Raw genomic sequence first — 23,164 nt, 5'->3', positions numbered from 1 at the left:
GAAAGTACCGCGCAAGAACAAAAGTTTGGAGCGATACGAAGGTTTCTTAAAACCACCACTTCGCCGTTCCAGGTCAAAGGTGAGTACATGACGCAAACGGTCTACACATTCGGCGGCGATGCACCGCACGACGATCCCCGCCAGCGCGACAAGACCGTGACCGGAGGCAAGGGCGCGAACCTTGCCGAGATGGCCTCCATCGGCCTGCCGGTCCCTCCCGGCTTCACCATCACGACCGAGGAATCGGTCAGCTACCTCAACCGCGGAGAAGCCTTCTCCGACAAGCTGCGCAGCGACGTTGCCGAGGCGCTCGCCCATATCGAGCGCAACGTCGGCAAGCGCTTCGGCGATGCTGCCGATCCGCTGCTCGTCTCGGTCCGCTCCGGCGCCCGCGTCTCCATGCCCGGCATGATGGACACCGTGCTGAACCTTGGCCTGAACGACGAGACGGTGGAGGGGCTTGCCACCACTTCCGAAGACGCACGGTTCGCCTGGGACAGCTACCGTCGCTTCATCCAGATGTACTCCGATGTCGTGCTCGGTCTCGATCACGGCGCGTTCGAGGAAGCGCTGGAAATTGCCAAGGAAGATCGCGGCTACTTCACCGACACCGAGATGAGCGCCGACGACTGGCGCGAACTGGTGGGCGAATTCAAGCAGATCGTGGCGGCAGAGCGCGGCAAGCCGTTCCCGCAGGACGTGAACGAACAGCTATGGGGCGCGATTGCCGCCGTCTTCGAAAGCTGGGATGCCGAACGCGCCAAGGTCTATCGCCGCCTCAACGGCATTCCGGGCGACTGGGGCACCGCTGTCAACGTGCAGGCGATGGTGTTCGGCAACATGGGCGATACCAGCGCCACCGGCGTTGCCTTCACCCGCGATCCCTCCACCGGAGAGCGCAACTACTACGGCGAATGGCTGGTGAACGCGCAAGGCGAGGACGTGGTGGCCGGCATCCGCACGCCGCAGTACCTGACGAAGGCCCGGCGCGAAGCGGCCGGGGCTGACTTGCCGAGCATGGAAGAAGCCATGCCCGAAGCCTACGAGGAATTGGCCCGCGTCTTCGACCTGCTCGAAAACCACTACAAGGACATGCAGGATATCGAGTTCACCGTGCAGCAGGGCACGCTGTGGATGCTGCAGACCCGCAACGGCAAGCGCACCGCCAAGGCCGCGCTGAAGATGGCGGTGGACATGGTGGGCGAGGGTCTGGTCGACGAGAAAACCGCGATCCTGCGCGTCGATCCGATGGCGCTCGACCAGTTGCTGCATCCAACGCTCGATCCCGATGCGCCGCGCGATGAACTCGCTACCGGTCTTCCGGCATCGCCGGGTGCCGCCTCGGGCAAGATCGTGCTCGATGCCGATACCGCCGAACTGTGGGCGAACCGCGAGGAGGACGTGGTCCTCGTGCGCGTGGAAACCAGCCCGGAGGATATCCACGGCATGCACGCAGCGCGCGGCATCCTTACGGCGCGCGGCGGCATGACCAGCCACGCCGCCGTGGTGGCGCGCGGCATGGGCCGCCCCTGCGTTTCGGGCGCAAGCGGTGTCTCGATCAACCTCAAGGACCGCACCCTGCGCATCGGCAGCCGTGAGCTGAAGGAAGGCGACGTCATCACGCTGGACGGCGCGACGGGGCAGATCATGGCAGGCCGCGTGCCCACCATCGAGCCTGAACTCGCGGGCGATTTCGGCACCCTCATGGAATGGGCGGACAAGCACCGCCGCATGGGCGTGCGCACCAACGCGGAAACGCCCGAAGACTGCAAGACCGCGCGCGGCTTTGGCGCGGAAGGCATCGGCCTGTGCCGCACGGAGCACATGTTCTTCGATGCCGGTCGCATCCTGGCCGTGCGCGAAATGATCCTCGCCGACGACGAGGCCGGAAGGCGCAAGGCGCTGGAAAAGCTGCTGCCCGAACAGCGCAGCGACTTTGCCGAGATCTTCCGCACCATGCATGGCCTGCCGTGCACCATCCGCCTGCTCGATCCGCCGCTGCACGAGTTCATGCCGACGCGCGACGAGGAGTTCCAGGAGCTGGCCGATAGCCTCGACGTCGATATCGAACACCTGAAGCGCCGCGCGAACGAACTGCACGAGTTCAACCCGATGCTGGGCCACCGCGGCTGCCGCCTCGGCATCACCTTCCCTGAAATCTACGAGATGCAAGCGCGTGCCATCTTCGAGGCTGCCTGCGACGTGACGGCGGAGGGCGGGGAGCCCGTCGTTCCCGAAGTGATGATCCCGCTGGTCGCCACGAAGAAGGAACTGGAGATCCTGCGCGCGCTGGTGGTGCGTACGGCGAACACCGTGTTCGAGGAGAAGGGCGCGAGCGTCGATTACCTCTCCGGCACCATGATCGAACTGCCGCGAGCCGCACTGATGGCGGGCGAGATCGCCGAGGAAGCGCGCTTCTTCAGCTTCGGCACCAACGACCTCACGCAGACCGCGCTGGGCGTGTCCCGCGACGATGCCGGGCGCTTCCTGTCGCCCTACGTCGACAAGGGCATCTACGCCCGCGACCCGTTCGTATCGCTCGACGTGGACGGCGTGGGTCAGCTGGTGGAAATCGCCGTCGAACGCGGACGGGCCACGCGTCCCGATATCAAGCTGGGCATCTGCGGCGAGCATGGTGGCGACCCCGAAAGCATCGCCTTCTGCGAAAAGGTCGGCCTCGACTACGTCAGCGCCTCGCCCTACCGCGTGCCGATTGCACGGCTTGCAGCGGCACAGGCGGCGCTACGTTCCGGCAAGTGACCGCCTGCCGCTGAGCGTGAGGACGGAAAAGGTTTCCGTGACCCGACCATCCTCGTCCGCCTGCGCCATGAACGCCCGCCGCGCACGCTCCAGCCCGGCGCGCGTAAGCCGTGGGGCAGGAGAGGCGAGGGCGTTGCCAAGCCCCTGCTCGCGCAGATCGGCGACGAGGCGATCCATCGAACGGTAGCGCACCTTGAGGTCGTGCGAATCGACCACCGGGTCCTTCCACGCTGCGCGTTGCAGCAGTTCCGCCGCCGCGCGCGTGTCCACCAGCGGGTGCATCCGCGCCGCCGGCCTGTCCGGCTCGGCCGCATAGATCGCCTTGCGCAACGAGGGTAGCGAGCCGCCGCCTGCGAACATCGCGATCACCATCCCGCCCGGCGCCAGCGCCTGCCGCAAGTGGATGAGCGCGCCCGGCAGGTCGTTTACCGTGTCGAGCAGGCCAAGCACTGCGATGAAATCAAAGCCCGAAACGGGAAATGGCCGGGCAAGATCGAGGTCATGCTTGCCTACAAAATCGGCTGCGTGGATGGAGGCGGTGTCCGGAAGGACCTCGGCAACCATGCGCCCGGTATAGTCTCCGATCACCAGCGCCTTTTCCGGCTCGTGCCGCACAAAAGCGAGCCGCTCGGCCATGTCGTCGACCATGTCATCAAGCACGAAACGGGCGGGGTCCGATATGCCGGATTGCAGCGAAAGCGTGCGCAAGCGATTGGCTTTGCGGCGGGAATCCGAAAAGATGGAAGGGGGATTGGTGGCCATGCCCGCTTGCCTACCGATCCTCGCCGTAGCAGCATAGCCCGCATGTCCGTGAAAGACGCATTCGCCCCGCTGGTGGACCTGATCTATCCGCCGCGCTGCCCCTTGTGCGGCCAGGCGATCGCCGCCCAGCGCGGGCTCTGCATGGAGTGCTGGTCCACGCTCGAAATCCCCGATTCCGATCCGGGAAGCGAAGTGACCGCCGCCACGCTCTACAACGATGCCGCCCGCCAGTTGGTGCTGAATTTCAAGCACGGGCGAAAGATCGCGCTTGCGGGAATGATGGCGCGACAGATTTCCGCCCGGCTTCCGGAACTTGAGGGTCACTGGCTGGCTGTGCCGGTTCCGCTCCACCGTGTCCGCCTGTGGCAACGCGGTTACAACCAGTCCGCCCTGATCGCGCGCGAGATCTGCAAGCTCCGGGATGTCACGCTGGCTGTCGATGCACTGCTGCGCCCGAAGCGGACGCCGAGCCTCGGCGGCCTCGGGCGAATCGAGCGCGCAAAGGTGCTGCAGGATGCGATCTCCTGTAACCCGGCCCGGCTGACGATGCTTCGGGGCGCGAACGTCCTTTTGGTTGACGACGTGCTGACCAGCGGCGCGACGAGCAATGCCTGCATCCATGCCCTCAGGACAGCAGGGGTTCGCCGCGTCCACGTGGCCTGTTTCTCGCGAGTCGGCGAGGGGTGGCGGGCCGATGGATAAGGGGCAAAAGCAAAACGCCCGGGCACAATGTCCCGGGCGTTCGCGTGACGATATCGCTGGAACTGTCGCGCCAGCCCCCCAGCAAGGCGCGCCTGTTCCAAACCCTCATGAACACGATGCCCCTGATAGTTCAGTGTAGCACCGAGACCCCCCATTCCCTGGCCGGAATGGCAGGCGGCCCGTCAAGCCGCGTTGCATTCATCTCAAAGATAGGTTGCGAGGCAAACAGCGATGTCAGCTATTGTTAGTTTTTGCCGCGGGGATGTGTTTATCTTGCAACAAATGCGTACAGAGAGTGCAACCTACTGTGCGATTGCGAAAGGATGAGAGCCATTTCCACTCACGATAACGAGCGCGAGAGCGGCACCGCCTTCATGCCGAAATTCGACGCGGCCGGACTGCTTAGCGCCGTGGTGCAGCATGCCGAAACTGGCGAGATCCTGATGCTGGCATTCATGGATCAGCAGGCGCTCGACGCCACCCGCAAGACAGGAATTGCCCACTTCTACTCACGCAGCCGTGGCAAGTTGTGGATGAAGGGAGAGACCTCTGGCAATGTGCTCAATGTCGAGACGATCCTCGTCGATTGCGACCAGGACGCGCTTGTGCTGAAGGCGATGCCGACTGGTCCGGCGTGCCATACCGGTGCACGCAGTTGCTTCTATCGCAAGCTGACCGGCGACAGGCTCGAACGGATTGGAGACGATTGATGAGCGGATGGTCCGCGCCTACGCGTGATACGCTTTTTGTCCTGAATGACGTCCTGAAAATTAGCGACTGCGAGCTTCCAGGCTACGATCAGCTGGACGAGGACACGGTGGAGGCCGTGGTGGAGGGCATGGGCAAGTTCTGCGCCGAGGTGCTGGCCCCGTTGAACCCCGTTTCCGACGCGCAGGGGTGCATCCGTCACGAGGACGGCAGCGTCTCCACGCCGGAGGGGTTCCGGGAAGCCTACGCACAACTGATCGAATCGGGCTGGAACACCATCGCTTCACCCGCGGCGTTCGGCGGGCAGGGCATGGGCCACGTGCTGGGCACCGTGTTCGAGGAATACATGAATTCGGCCTGCGCAGGGTTCATGATGTACCCCGGCATTGTCGGCGGTGCGACGTCCACGATCATCTCGGCGGGCAGCGATGAACTCAAGGAAGCCTACGTCGAGAAGATCGTGAGCGGGGAATACCTCGCCACGATGGCGCTGACCGAGGGGCATGCCGGAACCGACCTCGGCCTGATGCGCACGAAGGCGGAGCCGCAGGGTGATGGCTCCCACGCGATCACGGGCGAAAAGATCTTCATTTCGGGCGGCGAGCACGACCTGACCGAGAATATTGTGCACCTCGTGCTGGCGAAGCTGCCCGATGCACCTGCCGGTTCGCGCGGGATTTCGCTGTTTCTCGTGCCGAAAATCCTGCCTGACGGCAGCCGCAATGCAGTTTCCTGCGCGTCCATCGAGCACAAGATGGGCCTGAATGGCAGCGCGACCTGCGTGATGAATTTCGATGGCGCGAAGGGCCGGCTGCTAGGCAAGGAGCACGGCGGGCTGGCGGCCATGTTCATCATGATGAACGCTGCGCGCCTTGCTGTTGGCGTGCAGGGTCTCGCCCATGCCGAACATGCCTACCAGCGCGCCGCGGCCTATGCCCTGGAGCGCAAGCAGGGACGGGGAATGGGCGAGAGAGCCGATCCGTCGGCTGCTGCGGATTCGCTGCTGGTTCACCCCGATGTGCGCCGGATGCTGATGGACGCGCGCGCCTTTGCCGAGGGGTTCCGGACACTGGTGCTATGGACAGCGATGGAGATAGACCGCGCCCACGCTGGCGATAGGGAGGCCGATGCGCTGGTGTCCTTCCTCACCCCGGTCATCAAGGCCTACGGCAGCGACCGCGGATTCGAGACCGCGGTGGAGATGCAGCAGGTTCTTGGCGGCCACGGATACGTCAAGGAATGGGGCATGGAACAGATCGTGCGCGATGCCCGCATTGCCATGATTTACGAAGGTGCCAACGGCGTGCAGGCGCTTGACCTTGCCGGGCGCAAGCTGGCGAAGGACGGCGGCGCGGTCGCCATGCGCTTCGCAGCCTTGGTGGAAGCAGACCTGAAGCATGCGCCGGAATGGATCGCGGAGCCAATGGCGCGGGCGGTTGGTGACACGCGCGAAGCGGCACGGTGGATGCTGGAAAACGCGGGCGAGGATCCCAATACGCTCGGTGCGGCGTCCTACGCCTTTCTCGAGATGATCGGGGTGGTGGCAATCGGCTGGATGTGGGTTCGCATGGCGGATGTGGTGGAAGCGCGCGATGATGGTTTTGCAGAAGCCAAGCGCATTACCGCCCGCCATTATGCCCAGGCGACCCTGCCGCTCACCTCATCCCTCCGCGCGAAGATAGAGGGCGGGGCGCAGAACCTGATGGCCTTGCCCGAAGACGCTTTCCTGCGCGCCTAGTCTTCCAGCACCTCGTCGAACAGCGAGAGCATGGCGGCCCAGCTCTGCCGGTCCGCACTGGCATCGTAATCGGTGGCGGGATTGTCGTTCGGGGCAGGGTTGGTGAAGCCGTGCTTCACGCCTGCGTAGGAGTGGAAATGCCAGTCGGCCCCGGCATGGTCCATTTCCTCCCAGAACTTCAGCACCTGCTGGCGCGGCACCATCGGGTCGGCATCGCCGTGGCAGACGAGGATGCGGGCAGAGACCTTGCCGGGTTCGGCAGGCATATCCGTATTCAGCAGCCCGTGAAAACTCGCCACGGCCGCAACCGGAGCGCCTTCGCGCGCGAGTTCCAGCGCGGCCTGTCCGCCCATGCAGAAGCCGATGATCAGGACTGGGAGTTCACCAGCGCCATCGAGAGACACGAGCGCGCGAAGTGAAGCGCGCAGTCGCTGGCGATATTGCTCCGGCGTTTCCCTTATCTCGCTGGCGCAGACACGCGCATCGTCGAAGCTGGACGGTGTCTTGCCGTAGAAGTCGGCGATCATGGCGAGGTAGCCCGCTTCGGCCAGCTCCCACGCCTTCGCCTCCACTGCGGGAGTGGAGTTCATGATCGTGGGGAACACCAGCACGGCTGCGCGGGGCTGGCCATCGGGACGGGCGACGTGGCCGGTCAGGCTTGTCCCCGCGTCCTCGTAGATGACAGGCTCGAAGGCGCTCATTCGCCCGGCCAGAAATCGGGGACGGAGAAGTAACGCTCGCCGGTATCGTAATTGAATCCGAGCACGCGCGTGCCAGCGTCAAGTTCGGCGAGCTTGCTCTTGATCGCGGCCAGCGTTGCGCCGGAACTGATGCCGACCAGAAGGCCTTCCTCGCGCGCGCAGCGGCGGGCCATTTCCTTGGCGTCTTCGGCATCCACCTTGATCGCGCCGTCGATGGCATTGGTGTGCAGGTTGCCGGGGATGAAGCCCGCGCCGATGCCCTGGATCGGGTGGGGGCCGGGCTGGCCGCCGGAGATGACCGGCGACAGATCGGGCTCGACTGCGAAAGCCTTCATGGAGGGCCATTCCCTCTTCAACGCCTCCGCACAGCCGGTGAGGTGGCCGCCCGTGCCGACCCCGGTGATCATGTAATCGATCGGGGCCTCCTTGAAGTCGGCCAAGATTTCTACGGACGTCGTGCGCGCATGGATCTCTACGTTGGCGGGGTTCTCAAACTGCTGGGGCATCCAGGCATTCTCGGTTTCGCCGACCAGTTCTGCCGCCCGCTCCAGCGCGCCCTTCATGCCCTTTTCCTTGGGAGTCAGGTCGAAGCTTGCACCGTAGGCCAGCATCAGGCGGCGACGCTCGATGCTCATGCTCTCGGGCATCACCAGCACGAGCTTGTAGCCCTTGACCGCTGCTACCATTGCAAGGCCGATACCGGTGTTGCCGCTGGTCGGCTCGATGATGGTGCCGCCCGGTTTCAGCGCGCCGCTCTTTTCGGCATCCTCGACCATGGCCAATGCGATGCGGTCCTTGATCGATCCGCCGGGATTGGCGCGTTCGCTCTTCACCCAGACTTCGTGGTCGGGGAACAGGCGCGAAAGGCGGATATGCGGGGTGTTGCCGATGGATTGCAGGACGTTGTCGAACTTCATGGGTTCAGGCTCCCTTGTCTGTCTGTTTGCCGAACATTGTGCCTTCCGGCGCGTCTTCTGTCTCTACCAATTCTTCAGGCGGGTCGAAGGTCCGGGTGGTGCGTAAAACGGGGAAGAGAACCGCCCACAGGCCCACGGTAAGGATTGCTCCAACGCCGCCCAGTGCCACGGCGGCGACCGGGCCGATCAGGAAGGCAAGGCTGCCGGAGAAGAAATCGCCGAATTCGTTGGAGGCGCTGATGGTAAGCTGAGAAACGGCCGAGACGCGGCCCCGCTTTTCATCGGGTGTGTGCAACTGGATCAGCGACTGGCGAATGTAGACGCTGAACATGTCCGCGCAGCCCACAATGAACAGCATCGCAAGGCTGAGCACCATCGAGGTGGAGAAGGCGAACACCACGGTTGCACCGCCGAACGCCGCTACGGCCATCAGCATCAGCGGGCCAACGTTGTTTTTGAGCGGGCGGAACGAGAACCACAGGGCGGTGAGCGCAGCGCCGATAGCGGGCGCCATGGCAAGCTGGCTGAGGCCTGTCGCCCCCACTTGCAGGATGTCGCGCGCGTAGACCGGAAACAGTGCCGTGGCGCCTGCCAGGAACACGGCGAAGAGGTCCAGCGTGATCGACCCCAGCACCATCTTGTTGCGCCAGACATAGACCATGCCCTCGCGGATCTGCTGGATGGGCCGCGCCGGGCCGCGCGGCTTCTGCTTCGGCAGGTCGCCGATGAAGGACAGGCAGATCGCCGCCACGAGGAACAGGATCGCTCCCACGGCATAAGGCAGGGCCGGTTCGATCTCGTAGAACACCCCGCCTACCGCAGGGCCGACGATCATGCCCACCTGCCAGGAAATGGAAGACAGCGCGATGGCACTTGGCAGTATCGACTTCGGCACGAGGTTAGGCGCGAGCGCCGAAAGCGCCGGCCCGGCAAAAGCGCGGACGACGCCAAGCACCACGGCCACGGCGTAGAGCACCCACAGGCCCATGGCCTCGTTCCAGGTGAAGGCCGCCAGCACGACAGCGCAGACAAGCTGCAACAGCGCGGTCAGGCGGCCAAGGTTGCGCCTGTCGAACCGGTCCGCTGCCAAGCCGGAGAACGGCGTCAGCAGGAACAGCGGCACGAATTGCAGCAGGCCGATCAGTGCGAGCTGGCCCGATGCCTCACCCACGCTCATCCCGCCGTCGCGGGCAAGGTTGTAGGTTTGCCACCCGATGATCAGCATCATCGCGTACTGGGCAAGAGTGGTGGAAAGGCGCGCGAACCAGAAGGCGCAGAAATTGGCGATGCGGAAAGGAGAAGTCTCTGAACTCACCCTCGCGCCATGACAGCGCGGCCAGCGCTTGCCAAGTTAATCGAAGTTGGGACGGCTAAAGCTTCAGCCGATGCGCCTCAACTGCGGCGGCGGAGCGCAGGGTTGGGCTGCATTTCTGCGATCATCGTCTCGAAGGAATCGAAGCGGATGATGCGCTCGAACTGGAAACCGGCGCGGTCGTCGGTGATCCAGATGCAATAGGCCTCGATCCGGCCCACGCTGGGCAGGCGGATGATCATGCGATCGCCGCGGTTGATGCCGTCCACCTTGTCGACCATGAAACCGTGCGCGGAAATGTTGGAAATGCGCAGCGTCATGTCGCCGTGCTGCAAGTGCTCCGCGATAACCGAATAGTCCACCGGGTGCCGCGTGGAACGCCGCATATCGGTGACTGAGAGCTGTGCGCCGCCTGCCATGACCTGTTATTTCCTTTCAAGCGATTGACCCGCCGAAGGTAATGCCAGGAAATGGTGGACTTTTCGTAAAGCTACCCGCGCTTGAGGATCGCGTGCTTCTTCTTGCCGAGGCTCAACCGCGCTTCGCCGCCCTCTGTCAGTTCGATGAGGAAGCCCGGATCGGACACCGTCCCGTCCTCAAGCTTTACCGCCCCCTCGGCCACCTTGCGCTTCGCCTCACCGTTAGACTGGGTGAAGCCCAGCTCGGTCAGGGCAGCACCTACGCGGATGCCTTCGGACGGCACGATCAACGTCGGAAGGTCTTCTCCACGTCCCCCACCGGCAAACGTCTGCTCTGCCGTGGCACGGGCCGATGCGGCGGCTTGCTCGCCGCGCACCAGCTTCGTGACTTCGTCTGCTAGCACGATCTTGGCGGCGTTGATTTCGCTGCCCTCGAGCGCTTCGAGGCGCGCGATCTCATCGAGCGGCAAGTCCGTGAACAACTTGAGGAAGCGGCCCACGTCGCGGTCATCCGTGTTGCGCCAGAATTGCCAGAAATCGTAAGCAGGCAACTGGTCCTCGTTGAGCCATACCGCTCCGGACGCAGTCTTGCCCATCTTGCCGCCATCGGCTGTGGTCAGCAGCGGGGTGGTGAGGCCGAACAGTTCTGTCCCGTCCATTCGGCGACCCAGTTCCATGCCGTTGACGATGTTGCCCCACTGGTCGCTGCCGCCCATTTGCAGGCGAACGCCCATTTCCTGTGCCAAGTGACGGAAGTCGTAACCCTGCAGGATCATGTAGTTGAATTCGAGGAAGGTCATCGGCTGTTCGCGGTCGAGCCGCAGCTTCACCGAATCGAACGTCAGCATCCGGTTGATGGTGAAATGCGTACCGACCTCGCGCAGCATCTCGATGTAACCGATCCCGCCGAGCCAGTCGTAATTGTCGACCATCACGGCGTCGGTCGGCCCGTCGCCGAACGTCAGGATTTTTTCGAAGACCGTTCGGATCGAAGCGATGTTGCTGGCTATGTCTTCTTCCGACAGCATCTTGCGGCTCTCGTCGCGACCGGTGGGGTCACCGATGCGCGTGGTCGCACCGCCCATCAGGACGATCGGCTTGTGCCCGGTCTGCTGCAGGCGGCGCAGCATCATGATCTGCACCAGCGAGCCGACGTGCAGTGAAGGCGCGGTCGCGTCGAAACCGATATATCCCGGAACGGTCTGCCGCACAGCTAGGGCATCCAGTCCCGCTGCGTCGGTGACCTGATGGACATAACCACGCTCATTGAGCAGTTGCAAAAGTTCGGAGTCGTAAGTCGTCATCTCGGGGGATTTGGCGTCTTTATTTGTTGAGGACGGGGGCGCGTAGCACGGGGACACTTGCTTGCAAACGCATGATCTGGTCGCACATGCCGCACATCCACCGCTGGCCGTACGCCGGGTGGAGGCGCGAATTCTTTCACTTACCGATAACTGGGTGCGCGTGCGCTGGCGCATCGATGGCCCGCAAAAGCTGGTCCTGCCGCAGTTTGCAGGCAGGGGCAGGGCGGACAACCTCTGGAAAACCACCTGTTTCGAACTCTTCATAATGGAGAAGGACGGCACGCCGTCCTATTCCGAGTTCAACCTGTCCCCTTCGGAACGCTGGGCTGCCTACGATTTCAGCGACTACCGCGAGGGAATGAGCGAGCGGCCTTTCCCGCGTGAACCCGACTGCGTGATGCGCATGGGCACGGCCATGGCCATCTTCGATGCCTCGCTGCCGCGCTCGCAGATGCCGGAGCCGCCGGCCGCGATCGGGCTGGCCGCGGTGATCGAGGAGGAGGGCGGCGTGAAGAGCTACTGGGCTATCTCCCATCACAAGGAAGAGCCCGATTTTCACGATCCCGCTTGCTTCGAGGGCGCACTTGCGCGAACCCGCGCTGCATGAAATTCGGAATAGACCGGCTGCTAGCCGAACCTGAACTGCTGAAGTCGCTCAAGGGAAAGCGGGTGGCGCTTGTCGCGCACCCCGCTTCCGTCACGGCCGACCTCACGCACAGCCTCGACGCGCTGATCGGCGAGGGCGTGAACGTGACGAGCGCGTTCGGCCCGCAACACGGGCTGAAGGGCGACAAGCAGGACAACATGGTGGAAACCGCCGACGAGACCGATCCGGTCTACGGCATCCCGGTTTTCAGCCTCTACGGCGAGGTTCGACGGCCCACCGGCCAGATGATGTCGAGCGCGGACGTGTTCCTGTTCGACCTGCAGGACCTGGGCTGCCGCATCTACACCTTCGTCACCACGCTGCTCTACCTGCTGGAAGAGGCGGCAAAGCACGGCAAGACAGTATGGGTTCTCGACCGGCCAAATCCCGCAGGGCGCCCTGTGGAAGGGACGCTTCTGCAACCGGGATACGAAAGCTTCGTGGGTGCTGCACCCATGCCGATGCGCCACGGCCTGACGATGGGCGAAATGGGGCACTGGTTCATCCGCCATTTCGGCCTGGATGTGGATTACCGGGTCATCACCATGCACGATTGGCTTCCAGAAGGGCCCGGCCAAGGCTGGCCACAGACCCGCGTCTGGATCAATCCCAGCCCCAATGCAGCCAGCCTCAACATGGCGCGCGCCTATGCCGGCACGGTGATGATCGAAGGGGCGACGCTGTCTGAAGGGAGGGGCACCACCCGCCCGCTGGAAGTGCTGTTCGGCGCGCCCGATGTGGACGCCAAGCGCGTCCTGGCGGAAATGGAGCACCTCGCCCCCGAATGGCTGGCTGGTTGTGCGTTGCGAGACTGCTGGTTCGAACCGACGTTTCACAAGCACGTAGGCCGGCTGTGCAACGCCCTGATGATCCATGCCGAGGGCGGGTTCTACGATCACGCCGCCTTCCGCCCGTGGCGATTGCAGGCGCTGGCCTTCAAGGCGATCCGCAACCTCTACTCCGATTACCAGATCTGGCGCGGCAAGGATTTCAAGTACGAATACACCGAGGACGTGCTCGCGATCGACGTGATCAACGGCGGTCCGTCGCTGCGCGAATGGGTGGATGACGCAGGCGCAAGTCCTGCCGATCTTGATGCGCTGGCGGCACCTGACGAATCGGCGTGGCGTGAAGAAGTCGAGCCGCTGTTGCTTTACTGAGCCGGTTGCAGCGACACCGGTTGGCGGTCGTCGTTTTCGGGCGGGCGCATCAAAGTTCCGTCTGCCAGCACCAAAAGCCCGCAGCCGTTCACCTGGTAATCCACCGCGCGGATGGGTTGCAGTGTGTCAGGCCGTGCGGGATCGCGAAAAAGCTGCGCGTCGCCTTCCGCTCCTGAAACGACCAGCGGATCTTCCTCGCACGCATAGTCGGCGTCGGGGTCAAGGACCGGTGTCTGCACGGCGTCCCGCGATGCATCGGGCGGAAAAATCATACCTGGCGACTCCGGCTCGTTCGGCGTCGTGGTGCCGATTGTCGCGAGTGCGATAAGGGGAAGAAATACCTTCATTTCCGTTTCTCCTTTGACGCGCATCGTATCATTGCGCGATACCTTCTTCAAACGAGCGCAAAGCTCATGAGGGAGAGACCATTGCTGACACTCTACAGTTTTGGACCGGGCGCGAATTCATTGAAGCCGACACTCGCGCTTTACGAGAAGGGCCTGGAATTCAACCATCGCCTGCTCAATCCGGCAAGGTTCGAGCATCACGAGGACTGGTTCAAGGCGATCAACCCGCGAGGTCAGGTGCCTGCCCTTCAAGACGATGGCCGGATCATTACCGAAAGCACGGTGATCTGCGAATACCTGGAAGACGCGTACCCCACCGACGTGAAACTGCGCCCGCAAAGCCATTACGACGTTGCGCAGATGCGCGTCTGGGCCAAGTGGGTGGACGAATATTTCTGCTGGTGTGTCTCCACCATCGGGTGGCACCGGCATGTCAGCAAAATGGTGAAAGACCTTTCGGACGAGGACTTCGAGAAGGTCGTTGGCCGCATCCCGGTGCCCGAGCAGCAGGTGAAATGGCGGCGCGCACGCGAAGGCTTTCCGCAGGACATGCTCGACGAGGAAATGCGCAAGATCGCCGTGAGCGTGAAGCGGCTGGATGATCACCTGCGCGACAACGAGTGGCTGGCTGGAGGCGTCTATTCCCTCGCCGATATCTGCAACTTCGCCATTGCCAATGGGATGCAGCGCGGGTTTGCCGAACTGGTGAATACCGACGACACGCCGGGGCTGGTACGCTGGATCGAGCAGATCAACGATCGGCCCGCGGCAAAGGCGATGTTCGCGGCCGTCCCTCGCGAGTTCTAGGCTGCGCTAGCCCTGCTTGCGGGTGAGCGAGCGCATGGCATCGTCAAGCCCGTCCAGCGTCAGCGGAAACATACGGTCGCTCATGATCTGCCGGATCATCTGGGTCGACTGCGTGTATTGCCACCCCCGCTGCGCGTTGGGATTCAGCCAGGCGACGGCGGGGTAGGTGTCTACCACCCGCTGCAACCATACTTCGCCTGCCTCCTCGTTCATGTGCTCCACGCTGCCGCCGGGCCAGGCGATCTCGTAGGGGCTCATTGCCGCGTCACCGACGAACACGATCTTGTAGTCGTGGCCATATTTGTGGAGTATATCCCAGGTTGGGATGCGCTCGCTCCAGCGGCGTGAATTGTCCTTCCACACGCTCTCGTAGAGGCAGTTGTGGAAGTAGAAGAACTCCATGTTCTTGAACTCGCTGGTGGCCGCGCTGAACAGCTCCTCGGTCGCTTTCGCGTGATCGTCCATCGATCCGCCGACATCCAGGAAAAGCAGCAGTTTCACCGCGTTGTGGCGTTCGGGACGCATGCGGATATCGAGCCACCCCTGTTTCGCGGTACCACGAATGGTGGCGTCCAGATCCAGTTCGTCGGCAGCGCCTTCGCGGGCGAAACGACGCAGGCGGCGCAGCGCCACCTTGATATTGCGGGTACCCAGTTCCTTGCTGGAATCCAGGTTGGCGAATTCGCGCTTTTCCCACACCTTGATGGCGCGCCGGTTGCGGCTTTCGCCGCCGATCCGCACGCCGGCCGGGTTGTAGCCCGAATGGCCGAACGGACTGGTGCCGCCCGTACCGATCCACTTGTTGCCACCCTCGTGGCGCCCTTCCTGTTCCTCCAGACGCTTCTTCAGCGTCTCCATGATCTCGTCCCAGTCGCCCAGCTGCTCGATCGCGGCGCGCTCCTCGTCGGAAAGGAATTTCTCGGTGACGGCGCGGAGCCATTCCTCCGGGATTGTCGCCTGATCTTCGCCCAGATCAGAGAAGACACCGTGAAAGACCTTGTGAAATACTTCGTCGAACCGGTCGAGCAGGCCCTCGTCCTTCACGTAAGTCGCGCGGGCAAGGTAGTAGAAGTCCTCCGGCCGCCGCTCGATCACATCGCTGTCGAGCGCCTCCAGCAGGGTCAGGTGCTCCTTCAGGCTGGCGCGAATGCCCGCGCCGCGCAGTTCGTCGAGGAAGTTGAGAAGCACGCGGCCCGCCTAGCGGTTTTCGCGCCGTGCCATGAAGGCGAGCCGCTCCAGCAGCATGACGTCAGCCTCGTTCTTCAGCAGCGCGCCGTGCAGCGGCGGAATGGCCTTGGTGGGATCGCGGTTCTGCAAAACCTCCACCGGCGTGTCTTCCACCAGCAACAGCTTCAGCCAGTCGAGCAGTTCGGAAGTCGAGGGCTTCTTCTTCAGGCCCGGAACCCCACGCAGCTCATAAAAAATTTCCAAAGCCTGCGTAACGAGGCGCTTCTGGATGTCCGGGAAATGCACGTCGATGATTGCGCGCATCGTCTCGTCATCGGGAAACTTGATGTAATGGAAGAAACAGCGGCGCAGGAAGGCGTCGGGCAGTTCCTTCTCGTTGTTCGAGGTGATGACGACAATGGGCCGCTCTCTCGCCGCGATGCGTTCGCCCGTCTCGTAAACGTCAAACTCCATGCGGTCGAGTTCCTGCAGCAGGTCGTTCGGAAACTCGATATCGGCCTTGTCGATCTCGTCGATCAGCAGGACGGGCAGCTCGGGGCTGGTGAAGGCTTCCCACAGCTTGCCCTTGCGGATGTAGTTCGAGATATCGTGCACCCGCTCGTCGCCCAGCTGGCCATCGCGCAGGCGGGCCACCGCGTCGTATTCGTAGAGCCCCTGCTGGGCCTTGGTGGTGCTTTTCACGCCCCACTCGATCAGGGGCGCGCCGATGGCCTTGGCGATTTCGTGGGCAAGCACGGTCTTGCCGGTGCCGGGTTCGCCTTTCACCAGCAGGGGACGGCGGAGGGTAACAGCGGCGTTCACGGCCACTTTCAGATCGTCGGTAGCGACGTAGTTTTCGGTGCCGGTGAAGCGCTGGGTCATGTGCCTGCCTGAATTACGAATGTCTCCGGGCTAGCTAGATATCGCGGCGCAGCATCGCAAGGCGAGTTGGCTATTCTCCCGACGCCAGCGCAATGGCGCGCATCCCCAGTAGTTCGAACGCGGACTGGTCGACAGCGGCTTCCGCATTGTTCCAGCTCATCGTGACGACGCGCCAGTCGCCCGAATTATCCCGCAGGAGCCAACTGAGGTTGAGCACACCCGGCTCGGACCCGCCCTTGTAGCCGACATAGTCCCAATCGGCGCGCATGGCATCCGAGACGCCGGAACTGACCGCGAGGATACCAAGCGCCGTCTTGTCCTCCAGTGCCACGATCCGGTTCAGCACAGCGGCAATATCGTTGGCCGAAGCAAGCCATTCGATTTCGATGCTGTTCGGACCGGATGTGAAGGCATTGCGCACTTGGGCTTCGTCACGTTCGATGCCTGCCAGACTGGCAAGAGCTTCGCGGCGCCACGTGATATCAGCACCGCGATATTCCTCAGGGTCGATTTCATCGCCGGATTTCAGCACGAACAGCTCGCGGGTGGTGAGGAAGGGGAGCATCGCATGCGGATCAGCATGGCCTGATGCCACAACTTCGGCTTCCACGGCATCGCGGCCCAGAACGGCGATCAGCTGGTCAGTCGCGGTGTTGTCGCTAATCGAAATCATCAGTGTGGCCAGCGTATGCAGGGTGACGGGCGAGCCTTGCGACCAATCCTGAGAGACGCCGCTGGGATAGCTGCGCACCGATAGCGGCACCACGTCTTCCCAGTCGCGTTCGCCTGCCGCGATCGAGCGCGCCAGGGCAGACAGGACATAAAGCTTGAACGTGGAGCCAATGGCGAATTGGGTGTCTGCGTTGTGCGCGGCAATCGGTTCGCCATCTCCGAGTCCTGTGACGAGGATGCTGGTTTCGCCGGGAAGGGCAGCGATGTCATCAATCAGTTGCTCGACCGAATCGCCGATGGGGCGGATATCGTTCAATACGAAGCCCGTAATCTCGAAAGGCGCGGCATCTTCGAGTGTGAACGATCCGCTGGCAAGACCGCGCTCGAACCGGATCGCGATCTCAGCCCCATTGGGAGTGACCGGCTTGACTGTTTCGATCCCGATCATCGGCCCGAACTGACTCTCGATCTGGCCGAGCATAGCCAGGAACTGCGCTTCAGGAACGGCATTGACGAAGCCATCAGCGAAGACCTCGCCATAGATTGCCTCGCCGCGCATGGCGGCCGTGATATCTTCGCCGCGCTGTTCGAGCCGAGTGGCGTCTTCGCTGCTCTGGGCGAAAACGGATGACGGCATGATGGTCATCGCGATGGCCAACAACAAATTGCGGATCATGGCTTCCCCCGAATGTTCCTGCGATCAAGCGTCGATCAGGTCCCGATCCAACTCTCCTGCGCGGTTCTGGATGAAGTTGAAGCGATGTTCCGGATTGCGGCCCATCAACTGGTCGACAAGTTCCTTCACCGCGAAACGCTGCTCATGCTGTTCTGGCAGGGTGATGCGCACCAGTGACCGGGTTTCCGGGTTCATCGTGGTTTCGCGCAGCTGTTGCGGATTCATCTCGCCAAGGCCCTTGAACCGGCCCACGTCCACCTTCTTGCCCTTGAAGACGGTTTCTTCCAGCTCGGCACGATGCTCGTCGTCGCGGGCGTAGCGGCTCTCCTTCCCGGCGGTCAGGCGATAGAGCGGCGGCTGCGCCAGGTAGAGATGACCCTTGCGCACCAGTTCCGGCATTTCCTGGAAGAAGAACGTCATCAGCAGGGTGGCGATGTGGGCCCCGTCGACATCGGCGTCCGTCATGATGACGACGCGGTCGTAGCGCAGGTTCTCCGGGTCGCAATCCTTGCGCATCCCGCAACCAAGCGCGAGCGCAAGATCGGCGATCTCGCTGTTGGCGCGGATCTTGTCGGCACTGGCGCTGGCGACGTTCAGAATCTTGCCGCGAATGGGCAGGATCGCCTGCGTCTTGCGGTCGCGCGCCTGCTTGGCGCTGCCACCTGCGGAATCGCCCTCGACGATGAACAGTTCGGTTTCCGCGTCTGTTTCGCCGCTGCAATCGGTCAGCTTCCCGGGCAGGCGCAGCTTCTTGGCGTTGGTCGCCGTCTTGCGCTTGATCTCGCGTTCCTGCTTGCGCTTGAGGCGTTCCTCCATGCGCTCCATGACGGAGCCGAGCAGCGCCTTCCCGCGCTCCATGTTGTCGGACAGGAAATGGTCGAAATGATCGCGCACCGCGTTCTCGACGAGGCGCGCGGCTTCTGGGCTGGTGAGGCGGTCCTTCGTCTGGCTCTGGAACTGCGGATCCCGAATGAAGACCGACAGCATGATTTCCGAGCCGGTCATCACGTCGTCGGCGGTGATATCCTTGGCCTTCTTGGTGCCGGTGAGATCGCCGAAAGCACGCAGGCCCTTTGTGAGCGCGGCGCGCAGGCCCGCCTCGTGCGTGCCGCCGTCAGGGGTGGGCACGGTGTTGCAGTACCAGCTCGTCGAACCGTCAGACCACAGCGGCCACGCCACGGCCCACTCGACGCTGCCCTGCTGCACGCCGTCCTCGTTCTCGGGGAAATCCTGCTTGCCGGTGAAGAAGTCGGTGGTGACGCATTCTCGCGATCCGACCTGTTCCTTAAGGTGGTCCGCAAGGCCGCCGGGAAACTGGAAGGACGCCTCTGCGGGCACTTCCTCGCTGGCCAATGAGGGGGCGCATTTCCAGCGGATCTCAACCCCAGCGAACAGGTAGGCCTTCGACCGTGCCAGCTTGAACAGGCGTTTCGGATTGAACTTTCGATCCCCGAAAATCTCGGTGTCAGGCACGAAGGTGACGCTCGTGCCGCGGCGGTTGGGGGTGTCGCCAACCTTGGTGATGTTCCCCTGCGGCAGACCTTGCGAGAATTCCTGCGCGAATACCTGCTTGTTCCGGGCCACTTCCACGCGAGTAAAGCTTGAAAGCGCATTGACCACGGAAACGCCCACGCCGTGCAGGCCACCGCTGGTGGCATAGGCCTTGCCAGAGAACTTGCCGCCCGAGTGCAGCGTGGTCATGATGACTTCGAGCGTGGACTTGCCCGGAAATTTCGGGTGCTCGTCCACCGGCATCCCGCGACCGTTGTCGGTGATGGTCAGGCGGTTGCCTTCCTCCAGCACCATCTCGATGCGGTTGGCGTGGCCTGCCACGGCCTCGTCCATCGAGTTGTCGAGCACTTCGGCCGCGAGGTGATGCAGCGCGCGATCGTCCGTGCCGCCGATGTACATGCCGGGGCGGCGGCGGACGGGCTCCAGCCCTTCCAGCACCTCGATTGAGGAGGAATCGTAGTCTCCGCTGCCCTGCGGCGCGTTCTCGAACAGGTCGTCACTCATGTTCACGATATAGGCACGGGGAATCCGTGCCTACAAGCGGGCAGGGGTGACTTATCCGTCGGTTAGAAGCCCGTGGGGGCCGGATCGACCACGGTGAAGGCCCCGTTGCCCACCTGTCGCACTTCCATCGCTCGCTCGCCAAGGCCGTTGGTCTGGAAGCGGATCGGGCCATCAAGACCCAAGAAACCGCCGTCCGTCGTCAGCAGGCCCGCAGGCAGATCGGTGCCCGGTTCCCAGTCGCGCGTGAGGCGCAGGGTCAACAGGACAGCATCGTAACCCAGCGTAGCGATGCGGAACGGTTGCTCACCAAACCGCGATTCGTAGCTGCTGGCGAACTGGCGATAGCGATCATCGGGAACGGCAGCGAACCAGGCACCGCGCATGGCGCCCGCGCTCAAAAGACTGTCCTGCCGGCTCCACAACTCGGTGCCGATGATGGAGGGCAGGGCATCGCCAGCGTCCTTCAGACGCGGAGCGGCCATGGCGGCAAGACGCGCGTTGTCGGCGATCAGCACCGTATCGAAGCCGCCCGCCGTCGTCAGCCGGTCCGCCGCGCTGATGATGGAGGTGTTGCCGCGATCGTAGCGCTGCACGTTCACCACGGTGCCGCCGCGAGCCAGGATGGCCTGCTCCGCCGCTGCCGTCGTGCGGTTGCCATAGTCACCCCGCGGGGCGAGAATCGCGAACCGGCTGGCGCCCTGGTCGAAGGCGAAGTTCACAGAGCGGACCACCGATTGCTCGGGGATGTGGCCCATCACGAACACGTCGGACCGCGCGACCGTGGTGTCGTTGGAGAAAGTAATCAGCGGAATGTCCCTGGGCCGTGCCTGTTCAAGCACAGCGCCTACGTTGTCGCGCTGCAACGGCCCGAGGATCAGGCGGTTGCCGTCGCTGATCGCGCGGCTGGCCGCGGCGCCCGCACCCGCGTTGGTGTCGTAGGTCGTGATGCGCAGGTTCTGTGCGCCGGTATCCAGCAAGGCCATGGTCGTCGCGTTGGCGATCGACTGGCCAACCTCTGCATTGCTCCCGCTCATGGGCACGAGCAAGGCTACGCGGTGCCGGTCTTCATCCTCGGGCAGGACGGCGGAATCCGGTGCAGTCGGCTGATCGATCACCGGGCCGCCCGCATCTGGGCGCGGAGCCTCCGCGCCCGGGATCACCTGACACGCCGCGAGCAGCAGACTGCCCGTGATCGCCGCCATAATGCGTTTGAAATTACCCAACATGCTTGCTTGCTCCGCTGAACCTGGTCCATGGCCGCAAAGGTGAGCGAACCATCCTTATCTCCCGGCCTCTATATAGTCGCGACGCCGATTGGCAATCTTGGCGATATCACCATGCGGGCGGCCGACGTGCTGGCACGGTGTGACGGGATTGCGTGTGAAGATACGCGCGTGACACAGAAGCTTATCAGGCACTTGGGCGTTTCCAAACCCCTTTGGCGCTATGACGATCACTCCGCGCCGAACGACCGCGCCCGGCTGATCGCATCGATGCAGGACCGCGCCGTTGCGCTGGTGAGCGATGCTGGGATGCCGCTGGTGTCGGACCCGGGCTTTCGCCTGGTGCGCGAAGCGCGCGAGGCTGGTGTGCCCGTCACTGTCCTGCCGGGTGCCAATGCTCCGCTAACGGCGCTGGCACTGTCCGGCCTCCCCAACGACCGCTTCCTGTTCGCAGGGTTCCTGCCGCCCAAGGAAAAGGCACGGGCGGACGTGCTGGAGGAACTGGGCCGCGTTCAGTCCACACTTATCTTTTTCGAGACCGCCCCGCGCCTTGCCAAGAGCCTTGCCGCCATCGCCAAAGTCCTGCCGGGCAGGGAAGCCGCCGTGGCGCGCGAACTGACCAAGATGTTCGAGGAATGCCGCAGCGGATCGCCCGAAGACCTGCTAGCCCACTACGAGGCGCACCCGCCCAAGGGAGAGATCGTGCTGCTGGTTGGCCCTCCGCCCGAGCAGGAGCACGACGCGGACGATGCCGACGCGATGATGCGCGAACTGCTGGAGATCGAGAAACCCTCGCAGGCCGCGGCGCAGGTGGCCAAGGTGACCGGGCTGGACCGCAAGGCGCTGTATGCCCGCGCGATGGAACTGAAATCGCAATGAAGCGCCAGCTAGCCGAACAGCGCGGTCGCAGGGCCGAGGACGAGGCCGCGCGCTGGCTGGAAGGGCAGGGCTGGCAGATCGTCGCGCAGCGTCGGAAGACCAAGGTGGGCGAGATCGACCTGGTAGCCCGGCGCGAGGGCCTGATTGCCTTCGTCGAGGTAAAGTGGCGTCAACGTGCCGCAGACCTCGATCTCGCCATCGACGAGCACCGCCTCTCGCGCGTTGCCGCCGCCGCGACGAGCGTGGCGCATGAATATGCGACGGCAGGCGAGGACATGCGGATCGACGTGATCCTGCTTGCGCCCGGCACGCCGCCTCGCCACATCGAAAACGCCTGGATGCCATGATGGCCCGCAGAACGAGGAAAATACCATGAGCCTTCGCGTCGCCGTGCAGATGGACCCGATGGAATCGATCAGGATCGCAGGTGATTCCAGCTTTGCCCTGATGCTGGAAGCGCAGGCGCGCGGGCACTCGCTGTGGCACTATGACGTCACGACGCTGGCGTGGAATGCAGGCAAGATCACCGCCTGGGCCAAGCCCGTCACCGTGCAGCGGGTGGAAGGCGATCACTTCTCCGCAGGGGCGCTGGCAAAGATCGACCTTGCCGAGGATATCGACGTGATCCTGATGCGGCAGGACCCGCCATTCCACCTCGGCTACATCAGCGCCGCGCTACTGCTCGACCGACTGAAGGGCAAGACGCTGGTCAGCAACGATCCGCGCGAAGTCATCAACGCGCCGGAAAAGATGTTCGTGCTCGATTACGCGCGATTCATGCCGCCCACGCTGATCGCCCGGAAGCTGGAAGACGTGCTCGAATTCCAGAAGGAACACGGTGCCGTCGTGGTGAAGCCGCTGCACGGCAATGGCGGCAAGGCGATCTTCAAGATCGACGAGAGCGGCACCAACACCTCCGCCCTTTTCGAGGTGTTCAACCAGACATGGCCCGAACCGCACATGGTTCAGCCTTTCCTCCCCAGCGTATCGGAGGGCGACAAGCGCATCGTGCTGGTGGACGGCGAGGTGGCGGGCGCGATCAACCGCAAGCCGGGCGAGGGCGAGTTCCGCTCCAACCTCGCGCAGGGAGGCTCTGCCGAAGCCGCTCAACTCACCGAGCGGGAGCAGGAAATTTGCGCCGCGATGGGGCCTGAACTGAAGCGCCGCGGCCTCACTTTCGTGGGCATCGACGTGATCGGCGGCGAATGGCTGACGGAAATCAACGTGACCAGCCCGACGGGCATCGTCGCCATCGACAAGTACAACGGCACGAACACCGCCGGAATGATCTGGGACGCGCTGGAGCGGCGACATGCCTCGATGTAAGCAGGTAATGTGACAGGACCGATCTGCCCCACTGCGGGTT

The 23,164-nt window shown here is 63.4% G+C and carries 22 protein-coding genes; 10 read left to right on the top strand and 12 right to left on the bottom strand.

What is annotated here, in order from left to right:
* Positions 1–87: 87 nt before the first annotated feature.
* Complete coding sequence (gene ppdK, locus D4Q51_RS14900) at positions 88–2,760, top strand: pyruvate, phosphate dikinase (protein WP_120078598.1); 2,673 nt, start codon at positions 88–90, stop codon at positions 2,758–2,760.
* Here ppdK and D4Q51_RS14895 read toward each other — a convergent pair.
* On the bottom strand, positions 2,743–3,522 hold the full coding sequence (locus tag D4Q51_RS14895) for a class I SAM-dependent methyltransferase (protein WP_120078597.1): 780 nt from the start codon (positions 3,520–3,522) through the stop codon (positions 2,743–2,745). The genes ppdK and D4Q51_RS14895 overlap by 18 nt on opposite strands.
* 42 nt (positions 3,523–3,564) lie before the next feature.
* Here D4Q51_RS14895 and D4Q51_RS14890 point away from each other — a divergent pair, with 42 nt between their 5' ends.
* From D4Q51_RS14890 to D4Q51_RS14880, 3 genes are all read left to right on the top strand, one after another.
* Positions 3,565–4,224 (top strand): ComF family protein, encoded by a 660-nt coding sequence (locus D4Q51_RS14890; RefSeq protein ID WP_120078596.1) that lies wholly within the window; start codon positions 3,565–3,567, stop codon positions 4,222–4,224.
* 323 nt (positions 4,225–4,547) lie between these two features.
* Positions 4,548–4,934, top strand: a complete 387-nt coding sequence (gene hisI / locus D4Q51_RS14885; protein ID WP_120078595.1) for a phosphoribosyl-AMP cyclohydrolase — start codon at positions 4,548–4,550, stop codon at positions 4,932–4,934.
* Positions 4,934–6,670 carry an acyl-CoA dehydrogenase C-terminal domain-containing protein gene (locus D4Q51_RS14880; RefSeq protein ID WP_120078594.1) on the top strand — a complete coding sequence of 579 codons (1,737 nt, stop codon included), beginning with the start codon at positions 4,934–4,936 and terminating at the stop codon, positions 6,668–6,670. The genes hisI and D4Q51_RS14880 overlap by 1 nt, the downstream gene beginning before the upstream one ends.
* Here D4Q51_RS14880 and D4Q51_RS14875 read toward each other — a convergent pair.
* From D4Q51_RS14875 to tyrS, 5 genes are all read right to left on the bottom strand, one after another.
* Positions 6,667–7,371, bottom strand: a complete 705-nt coding sequence (locus D4Q51_RS14875; protein WP_120078593.1) for a dienelactone hydrolase family protein — start codon at positions 7,369–7,371, stop codon at positions 6,667–6,669. The genes D4Q51_RS14880 and D4Q51_RS14875 overlap by 4 nt on opposite strands.
* Positions 7,368–8,288 carry a cysteine synthase A gene (gene cysK / locus D4Q51_RS14870; protein WP_120078592.1) on the bottom strand — a complete coding sequence of 307 codons (921 nt, stop codon included), beginning with the start codon at positions 8,286–8,288 and terminating at the stop codon, positions 7,368–7,370. The genes D4Q51_RS14875 and cysK overlap by 4 nt, the downstream gene beginning before the upstream one ends.
* 4 nt (positions 8,289–8,292) lie before the next feature.
* Positions 8,293–9,603, bottom strand: a complete 1,311-nt coding sequence (locus D4Q51_RS14865; RefSeq protein ID WP_120078591.1) for an MFS transporter — start codon at positions 9,601–9,603, stop codon at positions 8,293–8,295.
* A gap of 77 nt (positions 9,604–9,680) precedes the next feature.
* The gene (locus tag D4Q51_RS14860; protein WP_120078590.1) at positions 9,681–10,019 is read right to left on the bottom strand and encodes a PilZ domain-containing protein; all 339 of its coding nucleotides are present in this window, start codon (positions 10,017–10,019) and stop codon (positions 9,681–9,683) included.
* 71 nt (positions 10,020–10,090) lie between these two features.
* Positions 10,091–11,323: a tyrosine--tRNA ligase gene (gene tyrS, locus D4Q51_RS14855; protein WP_120078589.1), complete on the bottom strand. Its 1,233-nt coding sequence runs from the start codon at positions 11,321–11,323 to the stop codon at positions 10,091–10,093.
* 61 nt (positions 11,324–11,384) lie between these two features.
* On the opposite strand from tyrS, the gene D4Q51_RS14850 reads away from it, so the two are divergent.
* A complete protein-coding gene (locus D4Q51_RS14850) occupies positions 11,385–11,930 on the top strand; it encodes a DOMON-like domain-containing protein (RefSeq protein ID WP_162925352.1) in 546 nt (181 codons plus the stop codon).
* Complete coding sequence (locus D4Q51_RS14845; RefSeq protein ID WP_120078587.1) at positions 11,927–13,129, top strand: exo-beta-N-acetylmuramidase NamZ family protein; 1,203 nt, start codon at positions 11,927–11,929, stop codon at positions 13,127–13,129. The genes D4Q51_RS14850 and D4Q51_RS14845 overlap by 4 nt, the downstream gene beginning before the upstream one ends.
* Here the strand turns inward: D4Q51_RS14845 and D4Q51_RS14840 are convergent.
* On the bottom strand, positions 13,123–13,476 hold the full coding sequence (locus D4Q51_RS14840) for a hypothetical protein (RefSeq protein ID WP_162925351.1): 354 nt from the start codon (positions 13,474–13,476) through the stop codon (positions 13,123–13,125). The two genes, D4Q51_RS14845 and D4Q51_RS14840, sit on opposite strands and share 7 nt — an antisense overlap.
* Before the next feature lie 66 nt (positions 13,477–13,542).
* Between D4Q51_RS14840 and D4Q51_RS14835 the strand changes: the two genes are divergently transcribed.
* On the top strand, positions 13,543–14,283 hold the full coding sequence (locus tag D4Q51_RS14835; RefSeq protein WP_276309496.1) for a glutathione S-transferase family protein: 741 nt from the start codon (positions 13,543–13,545) through the stop codon (positions 14,281–14,283).
* 6 nt (positions 14,284–14,289) lie between these two features.
* Here D4Q51_RS14835 and D4Q51_RS14830 read toward each other — a convergent pair whose 3' ends face one another.
* The 5 genes from D4Q51_RS14830 to D4Q51_RS14810 form a co-directional block, all read right to left on the bottom strand.
* Positions 14,290–15,471 (bottom strand): vWA domain-containing protein, encoded by a 1,182-nt coding sequence (locus D4Q51_RS14830; protein WP_120078584.1) that lies wholly within the window; start codon positions 15,469–15,471, stop codon positions 14,290–14,292.
* A 9-nt stretch (positions 15,472–15,480) separates the two neighbouring features.
* Positions 15,481–16,332 (bottom strand): AAA family ATPase, encoded by an 852-nt coding sequence (locus tag D4Q51_RS14825; RefSeq protein WP_120078583.1) that lies wholly within the window; start codon positions 16,330–16,332, stop codon positions 15,481–15,483.
* A gap of 70 nt (positions 16,333–16,402) precedes the next feature.
* Positions 16,403–17,680 (bottom strand): serine hydrolase, encoded by a 1,278-nt coding sequence (locus D4Q51_RS14820; protein ID WP_120078582.1) that lies wholly within the window; start codon positions 17,678–17,680, stop codon positions 16,403–16,405.
* Positions 17,681–17,704: 24 nt separating this feature from the next.
* Entirely contained in the window at positions 17,705–19,696 is a 1,992-nt protein-coding gene (parE, locus tag D4Q51_RS14815) for a DNA topoisomerase IV subunit B (protein WP_120078581.1), read from the bottom strand.
* Positions 19,697–19,758: 62 nt separating this feature from the next.
* Positions 19,759–20,922, bottom strand: coding sequence for a penicillin-binding protein activator (locus D4Q51_RS14810; RefSeq protein WP_240624782.1), 1,164 nt, complete (start codon positions 20,920–20,922; stop codon positions 19,759–19,761).
* Positions 20,923–20,961: 39 nt separating this feature from the next.
* On the opposite strand from D4Q51_RS14810, the gene rsmI reads away from it, so the two are divergent.
* The 3 genes from rsmI to gshB are packed head-to-tail and all read left to right on the top strand — an operon-like array spanning position 20,962 to position 23,124.
* A complete protein-coding gene (gene rsmI, locus D4Q51_RS14805) occupies positions 20,962–21,798 on the top strand; it encodes a 16S rRNA (cytidine(1402)-2'-O)-methyltransferase (RefSeq protein WP_240624779.1) in 837 nt (278 codons plus the stop codon).
* Positions 21,795–22,145 carry a YraN family protein gene (locus tag D4Q51_RS14800; protein WP_120078579.1) on the top strand — a complete coding sequence of 117 codons (351 nt, stop codon included), beginning with the start codon at positions 21,795–21,797 and terminating at the stop codon, positions 22,143–22,145. Before rsmI ends, D4Q51_RS14800 begins: the two co-directional genes overlap by 4 nt.
* 25 nt (positions 22,146–22,170) lie before the next feature.
* Positions 22,171–23,124 carry a glutathione synthase gene (gene gshB / locus D4Q51_RS14795; protein WP_120078578.1) on the top strand — a complete coding sequence of 318 codons (954 nt, stop codon included), beginning with the start codon at positions 22,171–22,173 and terminating at the stop codon, positions 23,122–23,124.
* The last annotated feature ends 40 nt before the right edge of the window (positions 23,125–23,164 follow it).

It is taken from the genome of Aurantiacibacter odishensis (assembly GCF_003605195.1).
In the GTDB taxonomy this organism is placed as follows: Bacteria; Pseudomonadota; Alphaproteobacteria; order Sphingomonadales; family Sphingomonadaceae; genus Alteraurantiacibacter; species Alteraurantiacibacter odishensis.
The sequence above is the reverse complement of the archived record's forward strand: the minus strand, read 5'-3'. Positions and strand labels throughout refer to the sequence as shown.

Bases quoted from the DNA above. Each gene is read 5' to 3' on its own strand.
- ppdK (WP_120078598.1), top strand. From the start codon at position 88: ATGACGCAAACGGTCTACACATTCGGCGGCGATGCACCGCACGACGAT.
- D4Q51_RS14820 (WP_120078582.1), bottom strand. From the start codon at position 17,680: ATGATCCGCAATTTGTTGTTGGCCATCGCGATGACCATCATGCCGTCA.
- D4Q51_RS14895 (WP_120078597.1), bottom strand. From the start codon at position 3,522: ATGGCCACCAATCCCCCTTCCATCTTTTCGGATTCCCGCCGCAAAGCC.
- D4Q51_RS14860 (WP_120078590.1), bottom strand. From the start codon at position 10,019: ATGGCAGGCGGCGCACAGCTCTCAGTCACCGATATGCGGCGTTCCACG.
- tyrS (WP_120078589.1), bottom strand. From the start codon at position 11,323: ATGACGACTTACGACTCCGAACTTTTGCAACTGCTCAATGAGCGTGGT.
- D4Q51_RS14810 (WP_240624782.1), bottom strand. From the start codon at position 20,922: ATGTTGGGTAATTTCAAACGCATTATGGCGGCGATCACGGGCAGTCTG.
- D4Q51_RS14835 (WP_276309496.1), top strand. From the start codon at position 13,543: ATGAGGGAGAGACCATTGCTGACACTCTACAGTTTTGGACCGGGCGCG.
- D4Q51_RS14875 (WP_120078593.1), bottom strand. From the start codon at position 7,371: ATGAGCGCCTTCGAGCCTGTCATCTACGAGGACGCGGGGACAAGCCTG.
- gshB (WP_120078578.1), top strand. From the start codon at position 22,171: ATGAGCCTTCGCGTCGCCGTGCAGATGGACCCGATGGAATCGATCAGG.
- D4Q51_RS14800 (WP_120078579.1), top strand. From the start codon at position 21,795: ATGAAGCGCCAGCTAGCCGAACAGCGCGGTCGCAGGGCCGAGGACGAG.
- parE (WP_120078581.1), bottom strand. From the start codon at position 19,696: ATGAGTGACGACCTGTTCGAGAACGCGCCGCAGGGCAGCGGAGACTAC.
- D4Q51_RS14840 (WP_162925351.1), bottom strand. From the start codon at position 13,476: ATGAAGGTATTTCTTCCCCTTATCGCACTCGCGACAATCGGCACCACG.
- cysK (WP_120078592.1), bottom strand. From the start codon at position 8,288: ATGAAGTTCGACAACGTCCTGCAATCCATCGGCAACACCCCGCATATC.
- hisI (WP_120078595.1), top strand. From the start codon at position 4,548: ATGAGAGCCATTTCCACTCACGATAACGAGCGCGAGAGCGGCACCGCC.
- D4Q51_RS14825 (WP_120078583.1), bottom strand. From the start codon at position 16,332: ATGACCCAGCGCTTCACCGGCACCGAAAACTACGTCGCTACCGACGAT.
- D4Q51_RS14845 (WP_120078587.1), top strand. From the start codon at position 11,927: ATGAAATTCGGAATAGACCGGCTGCTAGCCGAACCTGAACTGCTGAAG.
- D4Q51_RS14890 (WP_120078596.1), top strand. From the start codon at position 3,565: ATGTCCGTGAAAGACGCATTCGCCCCGCTGGTGGACCTGATCTATCCG.
- D4Q51_RS14880 (WP_120078594.1), top strand. From the start codon at position 4,934: ATGAGCGGATGGTCCGCGCCTACGCGTGATACGCTTTTTGTCCTGAAT.